This is a genomic window from Nostoc sp., assembly GCF_036917355.1.
Lineage (GTDB): Bacteria > Cyanobacteriota > Cyanobacteriia > Cyanobacteriales > Nostocaceae > Nostoc.
Genome location: NZ_JBALDP010000065.1, coordinates 127,711 through 147,973, shown reverse-complemented (window position 1 = coordinate 147,973; position 20,263 = coordinate 127,711). Strand labels below are relative to the sequence as shown.

14 protein-coding genes and 2 pseudogenes are annotated in these 20,263 nt (G+C 41.7%); 9 read left to right on the top strand and 7 right to left on the bottom strand.

Features of this window, described 5'->3' with window-relative positions; translation table 11 throughout:
- Window positions 1–625: 625 nt before the first annotated feature.
- A complete protein-coding gene (locus V7K53_RS21845) occupies window positions 626–1,216 on the bottom strand; it encodes a chromophore lyase CpcT/CpeT (protein ID WP_335199645.1) in 591 nt (196 codons plus the stop codon).
- 359 nt (window positions 1,217–1,575) lie between these two features.
- Here V7K53_RS21845 and V7K53_RS21840 point away from each other — a divergent pair, with 359 nt between their 5' ends.
- Window positions 1,576–2,802, top strand: coding sequence for a tetratricopeptide repeat protein (locus V7K53_RS21840; RefSeq protein ID WP_335199643.1), 1,227 nt, complete (start codon window positions 1,576–1,578; stop codon window positions 2,800–2,802).
- Window positions 2,803–2,866: 64 nt separating this feature from the next.
- Window positions 2,867–3,625 (top strand): Uma2 family endonuclease, encoded by a 759-nt coding sequence (locus tag V7K53_RS21835; RefSeq protein ID WP_335199642.1) that lies wholly within the window; start codon window positions 2,867–2,869, stop codon window positions 3,623–3,625.
- Between the two features lie 87 nt (window positions 3,626–3,712).
- On the opposite strand, the pseudogene V7K53_RS21830 reads toward V7K53_RS21835, so the two are convergent.
- The 4 genes and pseudogenes from V7K53_RS21830 to V7K53_RS21815 all read right to left on the bottom strand — a co-directional run.
- Window positions 3,713–3,937 (bottom strand): annotated as a pseudogene (locus tag V7K53_RS21830) (ribbon-helix-helix domain-containing protein); the annotation flags it as partial.
- Between the two features lie 197 nt (window positions 3,938–4,134).
- Window positions 4,135–4,569, bottom strand: a complete 435-nt coding sequence (locus V7K53_RS21825) for a type II toxin-antitoxin system VapC family toxin (RefSeq protein WP_335199639.1) — start codon at window positions 4,567–4,569, stop codon at window positions 4,135–4,137.
- Window positions 4,569–4,868 carry a hypothetical protein gene (locus tag V7K53_RS21820; RefSeq protein ID WP_335199637.1) on the bottom strand — a complete coding sequence of 100 codons (300 nt, stop codon included), beginning with the start codon at window positions 4,866–4,868 and terminating at the stop codon, window positions 4,569–4,571. The genes V7K53_RS21825 and V7K53_RS21820 overlap by 1 nt, the downstream gene beginning before the upstream one ends.
- Before the next feature lie 136 nt (window positions 4,869–5,004).
- Entirely contained in the window at window positions 5,005–5,160 is a 156-nt protein-coding gene (locus V7K53_RS21815; protein ID WP_335199636.1) for a hypothetical protein, read from the bottom strand.
- Between the two features lie 15 nt (window positions 5,161–5,175).
- Between V7K53_RS21815 and V7K53_RS34110 the strand changes: the two are divergent.
- Window positions 5,176–5,359: pseudogene (locus V7K53_RS34110) on the top strand (ISL3 family transposase); the annotation flags it as partial.
- Window positions 5,360–5,583: 224 nt separating this feature from the next.
- Window positions 5,584–5,934 (top strand): four helix bundle protein, encoded by a 351-nt coding sequence (locus tag V7K53_RS21810; RefSeq protein ID WP_335199635.1) that lies wholly within the window; start codon window positions 5,584–5,586, stop codon window positions 5,932–5,934.
- A gap of 166 nt (window positions 5,935–6,100) precedes the next feature.
- On the opposite strand, the gene V7K53_RS21805 is transcribed toward V7K53_RS21810, so the two are convergent.
- Window positions 6,101–7,924, bottom strand: a complete 1,824-nt coding sequence (locus V7K53_RS21805; RefSeq protein ID WP_335199634.1) for an ABC transporter substrate-binding protein — start codon at window positions 7,922–7,924, stop codon at window positions 6,101–6,103.
- Between the two features lie 376 nt (window positions 7,925–8,300).
- Between V7K53_RS21805 and V7K53_RS21800 the strand changes: the two genes are divergently transcribed.
- The 3 genes from V7K53_RS21800 (at window position 8,301) to V7K53_RS21790 (ending at window position 12,052) form a co-directional block, all read left to right on the top strand.
- Complete coding sequence (locus tag V7K53_RS21800; protein WP_335199632.1) at window positions 8,301–8,468, top strand: hypothetical protein; 168 nt, start codon at window positions 8,301–8,303, stop codon at window positions 8,466–8,468.
- Window positions 8,469–8,590: 122 nt separating this feature from the next.
- Window positions 8,591–10,840 (top strand): TOMM precursor leader peptide-binding protein, encoded by a 2,250-nt coding sequence (locus V7K53_RS21795; protein ID WP_335199631.1) that lies wholly within the window; start codon window positions 8,591–8,593, stop codon window positions 10,838–10,840.
- A gap of 15 nt (window positions 10,841–10,855) precedes the next feature.
- Window positions 10,856–12,052, top strand: coding sequence for a cupin domain-containing protein (locus V7K53_RS21790; protein ID WP_335199629.1), 1,197 nt, complete (start codon window positions 10,856–10,858; stop codon window positions 12,050–12,052).
- Window positions 12,053–12,221: 169 nt separating this feature from the next.
- Here V7K53_RS21790 and V7K53_RS21785 read toward each other — a convergent pair whose 3' ends face one another.
- Window positions 12,222–12,938: a molybdopterin-dependent oxidoreductase gene (locus tag V7K53_RS21785; protein ID WP_335199628.1), complete on the bottom strand. Its 717-nt coding sequence runs from the start codon at window positions 12,936–12,938 to the stop codon at window positions 12,222–12,224.
- Window positions 12,939–13,329: 391 nt separating this feature from the next.
- On the opposite strand from V7K53_RS21785, the gene V7K53_RS21780 reads away from it, so the two are divergent.
- Complete coding sequence (locus tag V7K53_RS21780; RefSeq protein WP_335199627.1) at window positions 13,330–14,322, top strand: NAD-dependent epimerase/dehydratase family protein; 993 nt, start codon at window positions 13,330–13,332, stop codon at window positions 14,320–14,322.
- 274 nt (window positions 14,323–14,596) lie between these two features.
- Window positions 14,597–20,254: an AAA family ATPase gene (locus tag V7K53_RS21775; RefSeq protein ID WP_335199626.1), complete on the top strand. Its 5,658-nt coding sequence runs from the start codon at window positions 14,597–14,599 to the stop codon at window positions 20,252–20,254.
- Window positions 20,255–20,263 lie beyond the last annotated feature (9 nt).

Genomic DNA, 20,263 nt, shown 5'->3' with positions numbered 1-20,263 from the left:
TGGTTTCTTTCATGAGCTTTTTTCAACGTGAAAGCTATGCTAATTAAGCATTGTACTCTTTTTTACTCTCCTGTTTTGTCTAAGTCCCGCTAATCCAGTGCTGAAATATCTGGATGCACCTTTAGCTACACAAGAGGGAAGCCTTATGCGAAAAAAACCACGGAAAGATTCAATACCAACTGTGCCCTTTGACACTCTACTCACAGTAAAACCTCGCAAAAATAATGATAGCTAATAGAAGAGAAACAGCTATCATTCTCTAACGAGGATTTGGTATATCCCTGTAAGAATTTATTGAAAAAGCCTATTTTGCCAAGGTTTGGGACTTACCCCTTACTACCTCTTAGAACTTTTGCAGACCTCTGCCTTACCACTTGGCTATGCCGCCACAGCAGGATTCCCTGAACTACTTTAAATGTTGCTAAGGTATCTTAGTAGCCATTTAGTAGTCATCGGGCGCTAGTTAAACCATGATAGCATAGGATTCTGAGGGAGAGATAGTAGGTTAACTGGATGTTTTTGGTAGTCTTTAGGCGATCGCTAAAAAATTTCGATTGCAGGTTGACCGCAGCACAAGCAACTCTTAGCTGATTAAAGAGAGTTGTAATTCTTCACTCTTCACGTGTTACACCTTTACTTCATCGGCAAAACTACCCCAGCGGAGAAAGTGAAATGGGCCGGCGATAGAACCCCAGAGACGCTCATCGGTGTCTAAATCTCTTCCCCTGTCGAGGCTAAAAAATTCTTTAGCGTCAATCTCAAATTCGTTATCAAGATAAGTATTTTTGCCGTCACGAACCACTATGCAGGCTTTACCAGGTTCAACTCTGCCTTTGAAACTCTTCCCTGTCCACTCTACAATCATGTTGCAACCTGACATTTTTTCCAATTGGTCAATAGACAACTCTTTGAGGCGTTCGGGTTCACGAGATGCACCGTAAAATTTTTCTTCTTCTTTAACGGTGTAGTGTTCAATAGCAATGTGGTTTTCTGCCGGAATCAACTTCATTACCCGCATCCGGTAGGGTTGATTAAGCATAAAATCATAAGCTTGTTCGAGAAATAAACTTACGCCTGAGAACAACTCTAAGGGAAGGGGACGGATACACACGCGGATATGGGCATAAAAAGGCGGATTTTCAAAAGCTTGTTCTTGATTGCTAAAGTCAGCTGCCATCCAGCGGGCTAAGGTGGCGATATCAGTAGAATGAGTCATTACAAAACGATCGACTAGTTGCTTAAATATGATCTAGGATTATTTTGACACTCCCTAGACTCAAAAATCCTGGTTGCGATCGCAATTTTTAAATTATATCTACGATGGATGCTTTGACTGAAGAAAATTTGGCTACTTCAGTACAAGTTAAACTACTTACATCTTGTACTTAACAACTAGAACTCGTTAAGCATTTTTTTTGGCAAAATCTTCACTTACTGTATCCTGAAGCCACATAGCTCTCAGGTAGGCTTTTCTTGGCAAGCTGGAGAAAAGCTGGAGAATAGTTAGTCAATAATAGGCATGGGGATAATTGCTAATTATCTCATGCAAATCACTTAAGGCAAAGTCAAGTACCCATGCTCAGGCACTTAATTGCGATCGCTACTGCCACTATACTCTTTAGCAATTCCTTCGCACTGGCAAAGAGTAAACCGCCAAAACCACCCGATCAATTTCCTCCTAGCCCTCTGGAGATTACCACACCCGATCCACTGTCACCGCGATCGCTCAAGGATAAACAGCCGTTAACTCCCCAAGAACGGCAAAAGTTAGAACCAGCGTTGGATGCATTAAATCAAGAAGCGGCGGCGAAACTGCAAGCAGGTGAACAGGTTGCGGCGTTTGAAATTTGGAACCGAGAACTGCGTTTGCGGCGGTTTTTAGGTTCATTAGCAGAGGTGCAAGCATTATCACGAGTTGGCGCGATCGCTTGGAAGCTAAACGACGGACAAGAAGTACAATATATAACGGAACGATTGCAAGCGATTCAAAAGCAAGCCCAATCTCAGAAAAAAAACGTCCCAATCGATCTAGAATTGTGGCGATCGCTAGCTGAAGCTTATAAAAATGTGCGCTCGTCTAAACTGGCTATAGAAGCTTACAACCAAGTTTTGCTAATAGTGCGACAACAACAAGACCAAACAGCACTATTAGAAACCCTCAAAACACTTGGAGAACTGCATTTGAGTTGGTTTGATTATCGCAAAGCTGCGCCAATCTATGAGGAATTGTTGAGTTTAGCTACATCTCTTGGCGATCGTGTAAATGAGGTAAAATATCTGCAACAACTGGCTTATATTTACGAGCAGACAAGCCAACCACAGCAGTCATTGAATGTACTTAACAAACTAGCAGAAATTTATGTCAATGAAAATCAGCTTACGGAAATACCAGAATTAAAGCTAGCGATCGCTTCAGATTACGAATCTCTAGCTAAGAAAGATCCTAACTTACTGCTAGAAGCTTTTAATAATTATCAAGAAGCTTATACCACTGCTTGGCAATTAAAGGAGTACGTTCGGGCTGGTGATGCTTTGCAGAAGTTAATTGCGCTGTATCGTTCGCAAGGACAAACACAGGAGGCTTTGCAGGCTAGCGAAATTCTGGTGCAGATACAGGGACAAGCCGCCAACTTTTACGGAATGATGCAAGCTTATGACCAAATTGGGCAATTGTATCTAGAACGCAAAGAATTTCCTCAAGCACTAACAGCTTTTCAACAAGGGTTAAAACTGGCGCAACAACTCAAACATGAAGAAGCATACTTTACTGGACAAATTGCAAAACTGTCGAAAGCAAATTAACTGAAATTTCTGCGATCGCTTAACATAAAAATACCCGTCACGCCTAACCACAAGGTGAAAAGCTATGTCCGAAACTACCCTAGCTGCACCAGATATTCAACTCCCACCCACCCAAGCAGAATTACCAGACGATGACGGTATCCCGATGGAAAGCGCACGACACAAAGCCCAGATGGATTTGCTGATAGATGCTCTCATGCCTTGGTTGGAAGAACGAGAGGATGGGTTTATCGGCGGTAATATGTTTGTTTACTACAGTCTGGCCCAGGTGCGAAACAAAGACTTTAAAGGGCCAGACTTTTTTGCTGTGTTCGGAGTCCCAAAAGGAGAACGTCGCAGTTGGGTGGTTTGGGAAGAGGGGAAAGCACCAGATTTAGTTATTGAATTGCTTTCTGACAGCACAGCCCAAGCAGACAAAAATGAGAAAAAGCTAATTTATCAAAATCAAATGCGTGTGCCAGAATATTTCTGGTTTGACCCTTTTAACCCTAATGATTTAGCTGGTTTTTCTAATGAAAAAGGAGCTTATCAACCTATTGTATTCAATGCTCAAAATCAGTTAGTGAGTCAATCTTTAGGGTTAGCATTACAGTTGTGGCAGGGAAGTTATAAAGGTATTGATGCTATTTGGTTACGCTGGGCAAATTTGGCAGGGAAATTACTGCCAACTCCTGAAGAAAAGGAACGCCAAAGGGCAGACAAGGCAGAATCACAGTTATTACAAACTGCACGCAACTTACTTGAGTCCGGGATGACAGTAGAACAGGTAGCTAGGTTAACAGGTTTGAATGTATCTGAGATAGACACTCAAAAAGATGCATGATTTGTGGGATTTGTTTAAGCGATCGCTCCACCAACATAATCATATAAGCGATCGCGAATCAATATCACTCCTGTTCTAAAATCCTTTCTATATCTTGCCCTGCATAGAGAATCCGCACAACTTCAATGCTGTCATCTCGCTCAGTTTTTGATGCCACCATTCATCATTAACTTCTATTGCCTCTCCACTTTCAAGTCCTGCAATTAAAAGTTCTTCTATATGTTCTTGCATCTTGCGTTTTTGGTCTTGAACGATCAACTCTTGTAGATATTCGCCAACTGAACCGTAGCCACCTTGAGCCACTTGTTCATCAACAAAGGCTTTCGTCGACTCAGGCTAGGAAATATTAATGTTACTCATAACCTTGGCGGCGAGGTTGAACTATTTTTTCCATGTTATCAAGATTGTTAGGCGCTGTCTTTGAGGAAACGTTTAACGATCGCACCTTCGTTGATGAGAGAATAGCGATCGCTTGAGTTTAACGACAAGCCAAAGAAGCATCTACGTATCTACTCAGGGACTTGCACAATATGAGCGATGGCATTTCCCAAACGAGTAAAGTGATTTGGATTGAGGGTCAACAGAGCTTCTACCTGTGCTTTTAAAGCAGCTTGAGCAATTAAAGCATCAAAAATACCGCCACCTGGAAGATTTAAGGTTGCCATTTGAGCGATCGCAGCCTGATAATCATTGAAAAGCAGTGGAACTCCCTCTAAATACTGTGACATATCTACAATAATCATCTCAGCTTGTTGTGGACTAATACGCGGCTGAATGGGTAAGCGTGTGATGACAGAATATGTTTCAGCTAAACTGTGAGTTGAGATAAACCCTTGAATTTGCCCAGATTTTGCAGCTTTAATTTTGGAAAAGCAAACAGAATGTTGCGGGTGATTGACAATTAATGCCGGAACTAAAACAGAAGTATCAAATAAGACTTTCATCAAGCTATTTGATCCTGAATGCGTTCTTCTCTCAACTCATCTATAAAAGCATTAACATCAAAGTTTTCTGGTAATTCTGCCTCTACAACTAAAATCCCTTCTTTTCGATAAATTTTTGGTTGGTTAAGGGGCGGTACATTAGCTATCTCAGAGTTTTGTTGAGTATGTTCTTCAGTGACTTGTTGACTCAGCGTATCAATTTTTTCTGCAATAGCTTGCAAAACAAACTGCTCAGTCGAAATTCCCTGACTACTTGCCCATTTTTCAATCTTTTGTTGGAGTTGGGGAGGAAAGTTCATAGATGTAAATACAATTAATACTCCAATTGTAAAAGGCGATGTCTACGACGGTCTACGTTTACGCACCTTGGTTGATGAAACAAAAGCATCGCTCAAAACGACTAGATTGCAAACTCTATCGCCTGGACTCGCTCTTTTAATTACGAATTAATTTTTTAGCCAATCGCCACAATAGAGAAAATGGTAAAACTAATATCGTCAACAAGACTTGGAAAAACTGACCTAACCAACGTATCCAGATAGCATGGAGAGTAGACTGGCGTTGCAAGATTGCTAGATTTTCTCGAACCATTACTGTCTCTGGATGCGCATTTTTACCGAAAGGCTGACAAGTGTAACCGCACCAAGGGCTAGAAGGACTCTGCGTTTAGCGCAACGACTGAGCGCAATTGGTTTATCTCGCTTGCGGTGCAGCAGGGATAAGACTCTCAGAGCAATTTGGGGTAACAACTTCTTGCAATACACTATTAAATTTAGTTCGCTCAATCCCTGGGAGTTGCTAAAAATACCGTATCTAATTACAAGCGTTGCTCAACTTTTACGCTGTCAAAGCAGGTGTAACTATGTCAGTTAGTAATGGCCCCGTTGAAGGGCATATTAATCAACTGAAAATGTTAAAGCGGCAGATGTATGGACGCGCCAAGATAGACTTACTTGAACGGCGATTTTTGTTGACTATTTGAGGAGAAAATTTTGACAATTTACACTTGATGATATGAGTTATAGAAATCAGTTTATCTGGCAAATGGCGGTTCAACTTGCTATCAATTGTTATAAATTTACCCATCTATTTTCTCAGTCAGAATTGTATGGTTTAACCAGCCAAATCCGACGTTCTTCTGTATCTGTAGCGTCTAATATAGCAGAAGGCTATGGAAAGCGCTCAAAGCCAGAATACATACAGTTTTTACATATTGCATTAGGCTCTTTGAGAGAACTTGATACCCAATTAATCATTGCAAAAGTTGTAGATTTAGCTGACAAAAACCTTTTCACTCCCCTATTGAATGAGGTCGAGGAAATGCAAAGTATATTAGTTGCTAGCTTAAACAAACTCAAAGCTTGAATTTATTACTTCTACCCTTCCGACTTCTGCCTTCTGCCCTCTGCCTTCCTCCGAGATCGCAAAAAGTTGCCAAGAACCCATAAAGTGGCCGCAGAGCAGAACTTAGTAGGGAAGAGTGTTTAAGTACAGTAAGGGAGTCAAATGAGCAGTGATTCCGAAAGTTACCCTAATGACTTGATAAACCGCTTTCAATACTGACTTTTCCCGTTAAGTCTTTCTTGATTTTAAGTTCATCAATATTCCAAAATATTCCTTCTAAAGCCGAATATTGGATGCGATCAAAACGATTGCGTACAGCAAGCATAGAGTAAGGATTAACTAAGAAGATCGCTGGTAAATATTCCTGAATAATTTGCTGAACTTCAGCATAAATTTCTCTGCGTTTATCTCGATTTAACTCTCTTGCTCCTTGAATGTAAAGCTGACCAATTTTCTTCTCCCAGTCTGCGACTTCTCTACCTTCTAAATGCGGCTGGTCAAGTTGTGGCTTTTTATTAAACAGGTGAAAACTTTGCTCAGGAGACCAAAAACTTACATCATCATTGGGTTCATTACTACTATTAAAACTAAGAAGCATAGCTTCCCATTCAAGAGAGTTAGTCACTTGATTAATCAGGGCATTTAAAACAATCGGCTGAAAATCTAATTGAATGCCAATTTGACTCAAATATTGTTTAATTTGGGCTGCCATTGCTTGTTGGGTGATGTCACTAGCGTTGGTCAGCAACGTAAAGCGTACTGCATTATTATCAATATCTAAAAGTTGTCCTTCATTGTTATATTTAAACTTCGCTTCTAAAAGTAGTTTTTTTGCTTGTTTCGGATTGTATTCATAAACTTTACTCCCCGCTTTTTCTAAAGAAAGATAGTAGGGACTCTGTACGGGTATTTGGGAGTTTAACTGTTGTCCCAGTCCTCGATAGACATTATTTATTATTGTCTTCCGATCGATGGCATAGGCAATTGCTTGTCTAAACTTTACGTTATTGAACCAACGAGATTTCTTAGGTTCAACTAAAGGCTTCTCTCCTCTTCTCCCTTGGTTGAGATTGAAGGACATAAAAGTAACTGAATAGCGAATTTCACTATTATAAATTGTAAATTTTCCTCGTTTCTCTTCATGTTTTAGTAGAGAAAAGTATTCTGGTGAAACATTAATATAGTCTAGTTCTCCCGAACGAAACTTTAATAAAGCTGTATCTTTTGATTCAATAATTGCACATATAATACGTTCAATATAAGGCAGATGATTCCCTTGTTTATCCTTTTTCCAGTAGTAAGGATTGCGTCGAAAAATAAATTGTGTACCAGGAATATAACTTTCTAGTAAATAAGGCCCATTTACAATAAGTTTAGCAGGAGGAGTATTCGTTCCCCAAGTATAAAGAAACTGAAGTTTTCCTTCCGAGTCTTTTGTTCTAACCGATCCTTGTAAAGCATGGGATGGTAAAATAGGCAAATCAACGTTAGATAAAAAAGGAGCAAAAGGTTCAGAAATACTAAATTCTACTTGGAATTCACCAATTTTTTTAACCGTCGGTAGCGATTGAGTTTCACCAATTCGCAAACTATCTCTATAGCTAGTAGGAATTTCTTTATTTAGATAAATTTCGTTATACGTAAAGACAACATCTTCTACCGTTAATGATTCTCCATCTGACCACTTTAAGCCCTTACGTAAAGTAAAAATAATTTGCTTTTTGTCCTCAGAAACTTGCCAATATTCAGCTAATGCCGATTCAATTTCTCCTGTTATCGGGTTGTCTCGCACTAATCCTTGATAAATTAGGTCAAAAATTTTATGGTTGCTTTCATTGAGAGCATAATTAAAGGTTGTTGTATCACTTGAGATACTGCCAATTATTTGCGATTGAGGATTGATTTTTGGTTGCCAAATATCTAAATTACAAGCATGAATAAAAAAAATGGTGAGCGAAAAAAGAACACAACGTTTTATATAAGAGCAAATTTTATTTTTTTTAAATTCCATAAATTTACTCTTTAGATAATTGTCTATGTCTGGTTTGACTCGCTCCACATATAACTTTACAACATGTCCGATATTGCAGATATCTCGGTGGACATCTAAATAGGTAATGGAAATTCCATATTGACTCATGATTTTTACTTAGAGATATTTTATACGTTTTTATTAATTATCAGCAGCTAGACCTCACTGACACTCCTTTTGAGCGTATTTCAATCTCCTATTTAGCAGCTAAAATCATGACAAAATGATAATTTACTTCTTTTGGTATATGTCTTTAGGATGATCGCGTAAAGAGAACAAGTTGGGGTAGTATGCTTTTTAGTTGATAAAAATCAACTCATGATACTTCGGTATACACCATTAATCGAGGAAGATTATGAACAATTATCAAGAACTCAGCGTTACCTCTGAAGAACTTTTAGCAGAGTTGAATGACGAAGAACTTGGAAGCGCTTCTGGAGCGCAACGAGACAATCAAACCATAACTGTAGACATTCCCAATATAACCCCAGAAGATTTTGTCTGGCAGTCTAACGAGTCATAATATTGTGTTTTATCCCCTCCTCTTACTTAGGGGAGGGGGGTTGTTGTGCTAGACAAAACCAGGGCGAAGAAATCCGAAAATTGTGGACGATGTAACAGTGCTAAAAAGGTAATCATAAATCTGTGACGATCGCTCGACCTCAGTTTAGACACCATTTCCATGTAGAAGTTGTATTACCGAAAACGGTATATCTGCTTAGTGAGAAAAAAAAAATTGCCCTAACTGGTCGTCTCTACTGTTGGTTAGCTCCACTGTTAAATGGTCGTCATACAGTTGATGAAATTGTTAGCAAGTTAGAAAAGCAAGTCTCCTCTACTGCTGTTGAACAAGCTCTGACGCTTCTAGAAAACAAGGGCTATATCACCGAGGCGGATGGCACTTTCTCTCCTGAAGTTGCTGCTTTTTGGAATCTCCTAAATGTAGATTCGAGCGTCGCTAAAGCTCGCTTGCAATCGACTAAAGTTTCTGTGATTGCCTTAAATGCAGTACCAAAAGAACCATTGCTTGCTGCTCTGCAATCCCTAAATATCTGCATCAGCAACAAGCAGGATCTAACAGTAGTCCTAACGAATGATTACCTGCAACCGGAACTGGCTACTTTTAACCAGGAAGCGCTACGAACCAAAAAGCCCTGGATTTTAGTCAAAGCTGTAGGAGCCGTAATTTGGCTGGGCCCGATTTTTCTTCCAGGCCAAACGGGTTGTTGGCAGTGTCTGGCTCATCGCTTGCGGGGGAACCGTGAAGTTGAAACCGCTATTGGGCAGCAAAAAAAAATCGTTAACCCATTTCCCACCTCTCGGTCAATATTGCCCTCTACCCTGCAAACTGGCTTAAATTTGGCGGCAACCGAAATTGCCAAGTGGATTGTTACCGGAGAACACGAACAGCTTGAAGGAAAGCTGATGACCATCGATTTGGCATCTTTGAATCTGCAACATCATGTCTTGGTTCAGCGCCCTCAATGCCCTGATTGTGGTAGCCCAGATTATTTTACTAACCGTGAACCACAAGCTCTGGTGCTAGCGACGCAAAATAAGCAGTTCACCAGTGATGGCGGACACCGAATTTTCTCCCCTGAGCAAACGCTTAAGCGATACAAACATCTCATCAGTCCGATTACGGGAGTTGTCAGTGCTTTAGAGCGGATATCTGAGGATGGAAACGATCTAGTTCACACTTATGTTTCTGTTCATCCTTTTCCCCATGAGGCTCAGAATTTAAACAGTTTGCGGCAGGTGTTACGGATCAAAAGTGCTGGGAAAGGCAAAACCGACCTTCAATCTAAAGCCAGTGCCTTTTGTGAAGCCATTGAACGCTACTCCGGCATCTTTACGGGTGAGGAAATTCGGGTGAAGGCAACAATGGCTCAACTCGGTGAAAGTGCCATTCATCCCAATGCCCTGATGCAATTCAGCAATGCCCAATACCAGAACCGCCAGGTCTGGAATCAGAAGCATTTCCAGTTTAATTGGATGCCACAACCATTCCAAGAAGAGCGTGAAATCGAGTGGACACCGGTTTGGTCTTTGACTTCCCAAACATTTAAATACTTGCCAACCGCTTACTTGTATTACAATTATCCACTACCTGAAGACCATCAGTTCTGTGGTGCAAATTCCAGTGGTTGCGCTGCTGGTAATACCCTCGAAGAAGCCATTTTGCAGGGATTTATGGAGTTAGTAGAGCGCGATAGTGTCGCTCTGTGGTGGTACAACCGACTGCAAAGACCTGCTGTCGATTTGGCAAGCTTTAACAATCCCTATTTGTCGGCTCTCTTAGAGTATTACAAAACGCTGCACCGTGAGCTTTGGGTGCTGGACATTACTAGTGATTTGAATATTCCGGCATTTGCGGCTGTTTCCAAGCGCACCGACCAAGAGGCAGAGAATATTCTGTTTGGGTTTGGTGCTCATTTTGATCCGACAATTGCTCTACTGCGAGCAGTGACTGAATTAAACCAGGTTTTACCGCTTGAGAAGAGTGTCGAACACAATAAAAACCTGATACCTGTCGAGCAAGATGTGAAAAGTTGGTTAGCGACTGCTACCTTGGCAAATCAACCTTATTTAGCTCCAGACGAGTGTGCTATCCCCAAAGTTTTGACTGATTACCCTTGTTGCTGGAGTGATGATTTGCGCGATGATGTTCTCGCCTGTGTAAAAATTGCCGCACAACAAGGTCTAGAAATCCTCGTTTTAGATCAAACCCGACCTGATATCAATCTGAATGTGGTGAAGGTGATTGTTCCAGGATTGCGCCATTTTAAGGCGAGATTTGCACCGGGTCGGCTTTATGATGTCCCTGTTAAATTAAGTTGGCTATCAACCCCTTTATTGGAAGAGCATCTCAACCCCATTCCGATGTTTATATAAAAGAGGAAATGAGTTATGTCAGTATACGATCTTGATTTTGAAAAACTGCTTAACCCCATAGAAGTAACAACTTTCTTTAATGAATACTGGGAAAAACGTCCTCTGGTTATTCCTAGAAGTGAGCCGGATTACTACGGCGATTTGCTTTCAATGAAAGATATTGACTCGATTATCTGGTTTACTCGCTGTAAGCTTTTGGGAGTTGAACTGGCTAAGGACGAGTATAGAGTTCCTCCCGGTTCTCCAGGCATAGGAAAATATATCAGTAGAGATGGAGTCCCCGATCTTAATCAGTTATATAGCTCCTACTCTCAAGGTTATAGTTTTACCATCAACGACCTTCACGATCGCTGGCAGCCGGTATCAATTTTTCGCAGAAATTTAGAAGTTTTTTTCAATTATCCGGTAACGGTCAATATGTTTATGACCCCCCAAAATACACAGGGGTTTGCACCTCATTTTGATACACATGAGGTTTTTATTTTGCAGGTTGAAGGCTCAAAGCTTTGGAATATATATAACTCGCCAATCGATTTGCCCCTTGTTTCTAACCAAAAAGACCTGCCCAAGTCGAGAGACGGACTCGGCGAACCTTTAGAAATCTGTTTGAATGCTGGTGACTTGTTGTATATGCCTCGTGGGTACATTCACGAAGCTCGAACTTCTGACACTTTCTCTCTTCATCTGACAGTTGGTGTCCACGTCTTTAGGTGGTCTGACTTGATGCTTAGTGCGGTCAAATTATTAACTCAACGAGATGTCCGCTTTCGACAGTCGTTGCCTGTTGGCTTTTTGCAGCAGGGTGAAGTCCACGAATCCTTACAAGACCAATTTCAAGAACTTCTCCAACTCCTGGCAGATAAATCACAGGTTGAGGATGCCGTTGAAGAAATTGCCGAACGTTTTTTGTTGGAGTCACCTCCCTTAGCTGATGAACATTTCTACCAGCTTGAAAATATTAATAACCTGAACCTAGATACGATTGTTAAAAAAAGAGCAGGCATCTGTCGTGTCGTTAAAAAGCAAGGTCGGGTTGTCCTTCAATTTACGGGAAACAGCGTAACAGGCCCAGAGACTACAGAGCGAGCGTTTCGCTTCATTGTTGATACTCAAGAATTTCCTATTAAAGCACTTCCCGGCCTCACCGATAACAGCAAGCTAACCTTAGGCCGCCGCCTGATTCGGGAGGGACTGTTAACCACTGTGGGGTAACTAAACTAATCGGCATTTAAATTGGGGCAGATATAGCGTAGCTGACACAAAGTGCAAGCTAAACAGTTTAGACCAAGTTTACTGGTCATACGCGAGCTTATTCACTAACTTTTTCTTTGCCAGACGCTATGCGTAGCTTGCTTTTCAATAGATTAGCTTTTTGCCTGCCTTATAGCCCTGCAAACCACTCATAGCCCTGATCTTCCCAATAGCCTTTAATAGGCGATAAATTACTGACAAATGTGATTTGAGTTACCCACTTGCTTTGCTTGTAGCCCAGTTTAATTGGGGATGCTAGGCGCATCGGCGCACCATTATCAACTGATAAGGGTTGTCCATTCTTTTGATAAGCCATGAGAGTTTGGGGATGTACAACAGAAGCAAGATCCCAGCTTTCATAGTAGCCATCCGCAGATTTGAAGTAGACATAGCGGACATTTGACTTAGGCTGTACCAGCGCTACTAAATCTCGTAATCGCACACCTCCCCATTGAACGATCGCAGCCCAGCCTTCAACACAGACATGGCGAATTACCATTGAAGTCAAGGGCAGTTTTTGGATATCTGCCATGCTCAATTGCATTGCGTTATTGACCTCACCATCAATTATTAAGCGAAACTGCGCTGGATCGATTTGCGGAGTGAAGTCAAAGGTATTAACCAGCAATTTATCTGCTTCTATGGCACTGACAGGAAATTCAGGTATAGGTTTTTGAGTTAATAGAAGTGCTTCAAGACTTTGGTTTAGTGGCTCAGATATTTGCCGCAGATTATCTGAGAACAAATTTGTCCCACAGCCACCAAGAAGAAAGCCTACCCCTGAAAGTCCAGACACTTGCAGTAACCGACGACGGGATAGGGTACGTTTGGGAAGAATCAGACTCATAAAACCTCTACAGAAACATAAATTTCACTAAACGGATGCTTCCTACCTTCAGGGCAAGTAAGGAATGAGCAATTGTAAACAGTATGACAGTAGGAACAGTGATAAAGTGAACAGTGCGTAGAGTTTCCCAACTAAACCTCATGAATGCTGCAAATTAAATATTTGACTAATTCAAGGGTTAAAGCAAAGGTAAAAGTCAATATTTCGCATTTATCTGCCTTGCGATCGTAAACCTAAAGATTGTAAGTTAGTTACACACATAAAAATCTCCACGCATTTATTTTCTACTGATATCAGTTTCTACTTTATTAATGTAGACTACGGATATTTAATTTGTCTTAAGCGCTATTTTAAAAACATAAAAAACCTTAATTAGCTACAACTTTCAAATATGTCAAAGAACAAAGACTTTTCATCCGAAAAAAGCTCTTCCGTTAAAAATGTCTTGATTATAGGTGCAGCCGGGTATATTGGCGGAGCGCTGTGCCGAAAGTTTTCTCAGACACAAGATTTTGCCGTATTGGCTCTTGTGCGTCCGAGTAGTGATATTGAGGGTATAAAGCCTTTCTGCAAAGAAATAATCCGCTCTCAAGAGGTAGAAATTTCCAGCAATGATGTTGCACAAGCAATTCGCAAGCATGATATTACAACAGTAATTAATGTAGCGTGGCACATGCCTCCAGAATCAACCCAAGAAGCTCAATTCGCTTTAGACCGTATAGCATTAGAAGCCGCTTTATACGGTACTAGTGCAGTTTCGCCAGATATTCATGTAATTACAACCAGTGGGAATTTCTCTTTGATTACCGCCAATGGAGGACGAATAACAGAAATACCTCCGCCAAAAGGTTATACACTGCCCGAATATTTAGCATGTCTTGACTTACTAGTAGGTGTAAATGTTTTGAAAGATGAGCTAGTAGAAGAATATATCAGTAATGGAGGTTACGCCTCGATTGTCTATCCTTCATCAGTGTATGGTTCAGCACCAACTCGTGGCAGTTTCTGGGATTTTGCAATTCAGCAGTTCATTACAGGGAAACCACACCAAGGCTATCAGCCATTTCCACCAGATTTTATGACGGCGTGGATTCATGTTGAAGATTTAGCAGACTGCTACATTGCGGTAGCGCGATTTGGCTCAAAAGGAGGACATTACCTTGCTGCGCCTGAAAATTTTAGTATTAGCCAGGTGTCAAAAATGTTAGCCCAGGCTGCTCAGGTAGAATTTATGGCGCCAGTCTTTGAAAACAAAGACAAAGTTATATTTGATGATTCTCATACTAGAGAAGTACTTCAACTTCAATGGAAGTATAAAGTAGCTGATGAGATGAAAGCTTGGGTAGAGAGAATAAAAGAGTTAGGAACTTATTTTTTAGAGTAAATAAGGGGTAAAGAACTAGTAAATCGTTCGATGGGCTTGATTAAAGCCGTTCGTCAATGTCACCGACGAATGGCTGCTCGCTCTATTGACATCTTGATACCTTAACTTGACACCAATGACGAGACGCTCACTCCACAATATTGATTGGATAATTTATTTCTTGGAGTTCCTGAGTCTAAATAAATCAATAATGAAGGGTTTGATTATTGTATAATCTGGCTTGCAAGTCAACCCTACTTTGCTCCTCAATGTAAGAATTGAAGGCCGTTGAACCATGCTGGAAATTCCTGAATATAAAATTTGGGCAAAAATCCATGAAAGTGCTAATTCACAGGTCTATCGGGGAATTCGGGAACTGGATCGTTTGCCTTTAATCTTCAAGATTTTGAAGAAAGACTACCCTACGCCAGAAGAAATCACGCGTTATAAGCTGGAATACGAAATTACCCGCAGCTTATCATTGGAAGGTGTTATCCAGGCTTACGACTTGCAGCAATATCAAAGCACTTTTGCGATCGTTCTGGAAGACTTTGGAGGCGAATCCTTAACAAAAATTATCGCGACAAGAAGGTTTTCCTTAATCGAGTTTCTGAAGTTAGCTGTTCGGATCGCTGAAATTTTAAGTGAAATTCATAGTGCAAATATTATTCATAAGGATATTAATCCATCGAATATTGTTTTAAATTTAGAAACACAACAACTTAAAATTATTGATTTTGGGATTTCAACTGCCCGATCGCGGGAAACATTAACTCTCAAAAATCCAACCGTATTAGAGGGAACATTAGCTTACATCTCTCCAGAGCAAACAGGCAGGATGAACCGTTCTCTGGACTACCGAACTGATTTTTATTCATTAGGTGCTACCTTCTATCAACTATTGACCCATCGGCTACCCTTTGAATCTAGTGATGCCCTGGAGTTGATTCACTACCATTTGGCTCTGAAACCCGTTCCACCCCATGTTATCGATCCAGAAATTCCGGCGATCGTTTCCGAAATTATCTTGAAACTATTAGCTAAAACAGCAGAGGATCGATATCAAAGTGCCTGGGGAATTAAAACTGATTTAGAACAGTGTCTAATTCAGCTACAAAATACAGGACGAATTGAGCCTTTTTTGTTAGCGCAACAGGATATTTCTGATAAGTTTTATATCTCAGAAAAACTCTATGGTAGAGAAAGAGAGGTTGAAACATTATTAGCAGCGATCGCCAGAGTAGCAGGTAAGAGGGACGAACTGTCTGCTTCTCAAGTTGAACTGATGCTGATAGCAGGATATTCCGGTATTGGCAAGTCAGTATTGGTGCAGGAAATTTATAAACCGATTACGCAACAACGGGGCTACTTTATTTCAGGCAAATTTGACCAGTATCAGCGCAATATTCCTTACTTTGCGATCGCTCAAGCCTTTGAGTCACCGATCAAACAATTACTGACTGAAGAGGATGTACAACTGTGTCAGTGGCGAGACAATCTCTTAGCTGCCCTTGGCTCAAACAGTCGCGTCATTACCCAGGTAATTCCAACATTGGAATTAATTGTCGGCAAGCAACCAGACGTACCAGTTCTACCGCCAACAGAAGCCCAAAATCGCTTTAACCAAGTCTTCCAAAATTTCATTCGCGTTTTTACCCAGCCAGAACATCCACTCGTCATTTTTTTAGACGATCTCCAGTGGGCAGATAATGCCTCGCTGAAGCTGATTCAACTGCTAGCTACCTCCACCAAGAAACAATCTTTGCTGTTGATGGGGGCATACCGAGATAACGAGGTAAATGCAGCTCATCCTTTGATGCAGATGGTAGAGGAAATTCGCCAAGCTGGAGTAGTAGTGAACCAACTTTCTCTGGCAGCATTAAGTTTACATGATATCAATCAGCTGATTGCCGATACATTGCACTGCCAACCAGAGAATTCCTTGCCCTTAGCGGAACTGGTGCAACAAAAAACTGGTGGCAATCCCTTTTTCATCAATGAATTTTTGAAATCTCTCTACACTGAAGGGCTAGTAGAATTCGATCGCCAAACAAAGAAATGGCAATGGTCGATAGAACTAATTCAAAATTGCGGAATTACCGATAACATTGTGGAGTTGATGGCAGGTAAGATTCAGAAGCTCAACGAAAAGACGCAGCAAGTGTTGCAGCTATCTGCCTGTATTGGTAACTCTTTTGATTTGGAAACCCTGGCATTTGCGGCTGAACTATCCCAACGGGAAGCCGCGCAAGCTTTGGGAGTAGCGATCGCTCAAGGGTTGATTTTGCCCATGAGTAATGCCCACAAATCTGTTGTCTTGGATGTGCCACTCCCTAGCAACCCTGCCATTGAATATAAATTTGTTCACGATCGCATTCAGCAAGCAGCTTATTCTCTGATCCCCGAATCAGAACGGCGAAATGTTCATTTGCAAATCGGCAAACGACTGCTCCAGAAAGCTTCTGCCCAACAGCGAGAGGAAAATATCTTTGACATCACTAATCAACTCAATTTAGGTAAAGAGCTAATTAAAATCCAGCCAGAACGCGATGAACTGGCTCAACTAAATTTGATGGCAGGGGAAAAAGCGAAAGCTTCTACAGCATACAACTCTGCCTTAAAATACTTCCAAATCGGTTTAGATTTGTTGGCAGATAATTGCTGGCAAAGTCAGTATGAATTGGCTCTAGCGCTGTATAGTTTGGCAGCAGAAACAGCTTACCTCAATGGCGAACTGGAGTTAATGGAACAATTAGTCAGCTGCGTGCTAGAAAATACCAAATTGCTGGCAGCCAAAATTAAAGTTTATGAGGTAAAAATTCAAGCATATTGCGGACAGATGCAATTTCTGTCAGCACTGGCGATCGGTCTACAGGCTCTAGAAGAATTAGGCGTACATCTGCCAGTTGCACCAACTCCAGAGGAAATTCAGCAAGCATTCTCCAATACTGCCCGCACTTTGGAGGGTAGGCGGGTGGAAGATTTGTTCGATCTACCACCGATGACGGATGCGATCGCTCCCCTCAGCATCCGGTTATTAGCAAATTTGATGGCCCCAGCCTACCAAGCAGCCCCAGCGCTATTTCCGCTAATCATTCTGGAGATGGTGAATTTATCAATTAAGTATGGCAATCATGACCTTTCTGCGTTTGCCTACGCCGCCTACAGTAACATTCTGGGCAGCGTGCTTCTAGAGATTAAAACGGGCTATCAGTTTGTGCGGTTGGCACTCAAGCTATTAGATCGATCCAGCAGCTTACCGATCCGTTGTAAAACCCTGTTCATGGCCAACACCTCTGTGCGGTTTCGGAATGTTCACCTCAAAGAAACAATTAAACCATTACAGGAGGCTTACCAAATCGGCATTGAGACGGGAGATTTGGAATTTGCCGCATACAGTATTTTGCACCACTGCGACCACTGTTTTTTTACAGATATGCCCCTGCCCGAACTAAAACAGAAACTGGAGAGCTACATCCAAGTACTCACTCAACTGAAAGAATCTACTAATGCCAATGCACTCACGGTTTATCAACAGACAGTCTTGAACTTGATGACAACATCTGCGACTCCCGACGTTTTGATCGGTAAAGCTTACAATGAGTCGCAACAATTACCTTTGCTACAACAAGCTAATCATCATAAAGGGCTGTTTTATCTTTACTTCAATAAGCTGTTTCTTTGCTATTACTTTGAGAATTTTCTCCAAGCCGTTGACAATGCCAATCAAGCAGAAAATTACCCAGATGGAGGTAGGTCGAATGCAGTTTTCCCCATCTTCTATTTTTATGATTCCTTGGCGCGACTGATGCTTTATCCCCAGGTGAATCAGGAGGAGCAGGTAATGATTCTCCAACGGGTAGCTGACAGTCAACAGAAGATGCAACTTTGGGCACATCATGCCCCGATGAATTATTTACATAAATGGTATTTGGTAGAAGCAGAAAGGCATCGGGTATTGGGTGAGGTAGTAGCAGCAATGGATGCCTACGATCGCGCCATTACCCTGGCCAGAGAAAACGAATACCTCCAAGAAGAGGCTCTGGCAAACGAACTAGCAGCAAAGTTTTATCTGTCAAATCACCGGATGACAATCGCCAAAGCCTATCTGCAAGAGGCAAGGTACGGCTACTTGCGCTGGGGAGCAACTGCTAAAGTTCAGGATTTGGAGAAGCGGTATCCCCAACTGCTAGAACTACGATCGCAAAGAACTGGAACAGCTAAAGTTAACACTAGAGAATCGGGTGCAACTCAGTTAGAAATACTGGATTTAGAAACAGTGTTGAAAGCCTCCCAAGCGATCGCCAGTGAAATTCTCTTAGATAAACTCCTGGCAAAACTGATGACCATCCTGATTGAGAATGCCGGGGCGCAAACGGGTTATCTGATTTTACCAACACAAGACGAATGGCGGATTGAGGCGATGGGGTCGATTGGCAATGAGACAGTAGCCGTTTTGCAATCAATTCCCTTGGAATCGATATCAGCAGACGGTACTCCTTATTTACCAACTGGCCTGATTAATTACGTGATTCGCACCCAAGAAAGCATCGTCCTCAATAATGCTGCTCAATTGGGCAACTTTCAATCTGAACCTTGGATTGTTCGCCACCAATCGAAGTCAATTCTTTGCGCTACTCTTTTAAACCAGGGAAAACTAACTGGAGTTGTCCTTTTAGAAAATAATCTTACCACCAGCGCCTTTACCCCAGAGCGAATTGAAATCTTCAGTTTACTTTCTACTCAGGCAGCTATTTCCATTGACAATGCCCGTCTGTTGAAACAGGAGGCAGAACTGAATGAATCCTTACGAGCTGAAATTGCCGAACGCCGACGAGCCGAGAAAGACCGCGATCGCCTAATTACCATCCTAGAAGCATCCACCGATCATATTGGCATGGCCACTCCCCAAGGCAATGTTTTTTGGAATAACAGTCAAGCCAGAAAATTGGCAGGCATACCACTGGATGCAGATATAACTACCATGAATATCCCCGACTACCATCCCCAGTGGGCATTAGAAATTATCCAAAATCAAGGCATTCCGGCAGCTATACAAAATGGGATCTGGGTTGGTGAAACTGCTTTGTTGGGCGGTGATGGCAGAGAAATTCCGGTTTCCCAAATGATCATTGCTCACAAAGCCACAGATGGTAGTCTGGAATATTTTTCTACGATCGGGCGCGATATCAGCGCCCTGAAAGCGGTAGAGGCAGAAGTCCGCCAACTCAATACTGAATTAGAAGAACGAGTAATCCAGCGGACAGAGCAATTGCAAGCTGCCAACAAAGCGTTAGAGGCTTTTTCCTACTCCGTTTCTCATGATTTACGGGCACCACTGCGAGCGATCGTTGGCTTTGCGAGAATGATCCAAGAAGACTACGGTAAGCAACTCGATACAGAAGCCAATCGTTATCTAAAAATTGTGCGGGATAATGCCAAACGCATGGGTGAGTTGATTGACGATTTGTTGAACCTATCCCGCCTAGATCGTAAGGAAATGTCTCGGCAGCCCGTCTTGCCAAATGAGATAATTCAACAGGTGCTGAGTGATTTCGCCTCAGATTTAAAGGGTCGTCAGATTGAGTTTGCGATCGCCGATTTACCTATATGTCAGGCTGACCCTTCACTACTCAAACAAGTCTGGATAAATCTGTTATCGAATGCAATTAAATACACCCGCTACAAATCCCCTGCTTACATTCAAGTGGGCTATGAGGTTATGGATGGGGAAGGAGTATATTTCATTAGAGATAATGGAGCAGGATTTGATATGCAGTATGCTGATAATCTGTTTGGAGTATTCCAACGTCTGCACCGCGAACAAGATTTTGCAGGTACGGGGATTGGACTAGCGATCGTGCAGCGCATTATTCAACGCCACGGTGGGCGCATTTGGGCAGAAGCAGCGAGCGATCGAGGCGCAACCTTTTATTTCACCCTTCAAGGGTAAATATAACCC

What these genes read in the sequence shown, in the direction of transcription:
- V7K53_RS21845 (WP_335199645.1), bottom strand. Translation starts at nt 1,216, where the DNA reads ATGACTCATTCTACTGATATCGCCACCTTAGCCCGCTGGATGGCAGCT.
- V7K53_RS21840 (WP_335199643.1), top strand. Translation starts at nt 1,576, where the DNA reads ATGCTCAGGCACTTAATTGCGATCGCTACTGCCACTATACTCTTTAGC.
- V7K53_RS21835 (WP_335199642.1), top strand. Translation starts at nt 2,867, where the DNA reads ATGTCCGAAACTACCCTAGCTGCACCAGATATTCAACTCCCACCCACC.
- V7K53_RS21825 (WP_335199639.1), bottom strand. Translation starts at nt 4,569, where the DNA reads ATGAAAGTCTTATTTGATACTTCTGTTTTAGTTCCGGCATTAATTGTC.
- V7K53_RS21820 (WP_335199637.1), bottom strand. Translation starts at nt 4,868, where the DNA reads ATGAACTTTCCTCCCCAACTCCAACAAAAGATTGAAAAATGGGCAAGT.
- V7K53_RS21815 (WP_335199636.1), bottom strand. Translation starts at nt 5,160, where the DNA reads ATGGTTCGAGAAAATCTAGCAATCTTGCAACGCCAGTCTACTCTCCAT.
- V7K53_RS21810 (WP_335199635.1), top strand. Translation starts at nt 5,584, where the DNA reads ATGAGTTATAGAAATCAGTTTATCTGGCAAATGGCGGTTCAACTTGCT.
- V7K53_RS21805 (WP_335199634.1), bottom strand. Translation starts at nt 7,924, where the DNA reads ATGGAATTTAAAAAAAATAAAATTTGCTCTTATATAAAACGTTGTGTT.
- V7K53_RS21800 (WP_335199632.1), top strand. Translation starts at nt 8,301, where the DNA reads ATGAACAATTATCAAGAACTCAGCGTTACCTCTGAAGAACTTTTAGCA.
- V7K53_RS21790 (WP_335199629.1), top strand. Translation starts at nt 10,856, where the DNA reads ATGTCAGTATACGATCTTGATTTTGAAAAACTGCTTAACCCCATAGAA.
- V7K53_RS21785 (WP_335199628.1), bottom strand. Translation starts at nt 12,938, where the DNA reads ATGAGTCTGATTCTTCCCAAACGTACCCTATCCCGTCGTCGGTTACTG.
- V7K53_RS21780 (WP_335199627.1), top strand. Translation starts at nt 13,330, where the DNA reads ATGTCAAAGAACAAAGACTTTTCATCCGAAAAAAGCTCTTCCGTTAAA.
- V7K53_RS21775 (WP_335199626.1), top strand. Translation starts at nt 14,597, where the DNA reads ATGCTGGAAATTCCTGAATATAAAATTTGGGCAAAAATCCATGAAAGT.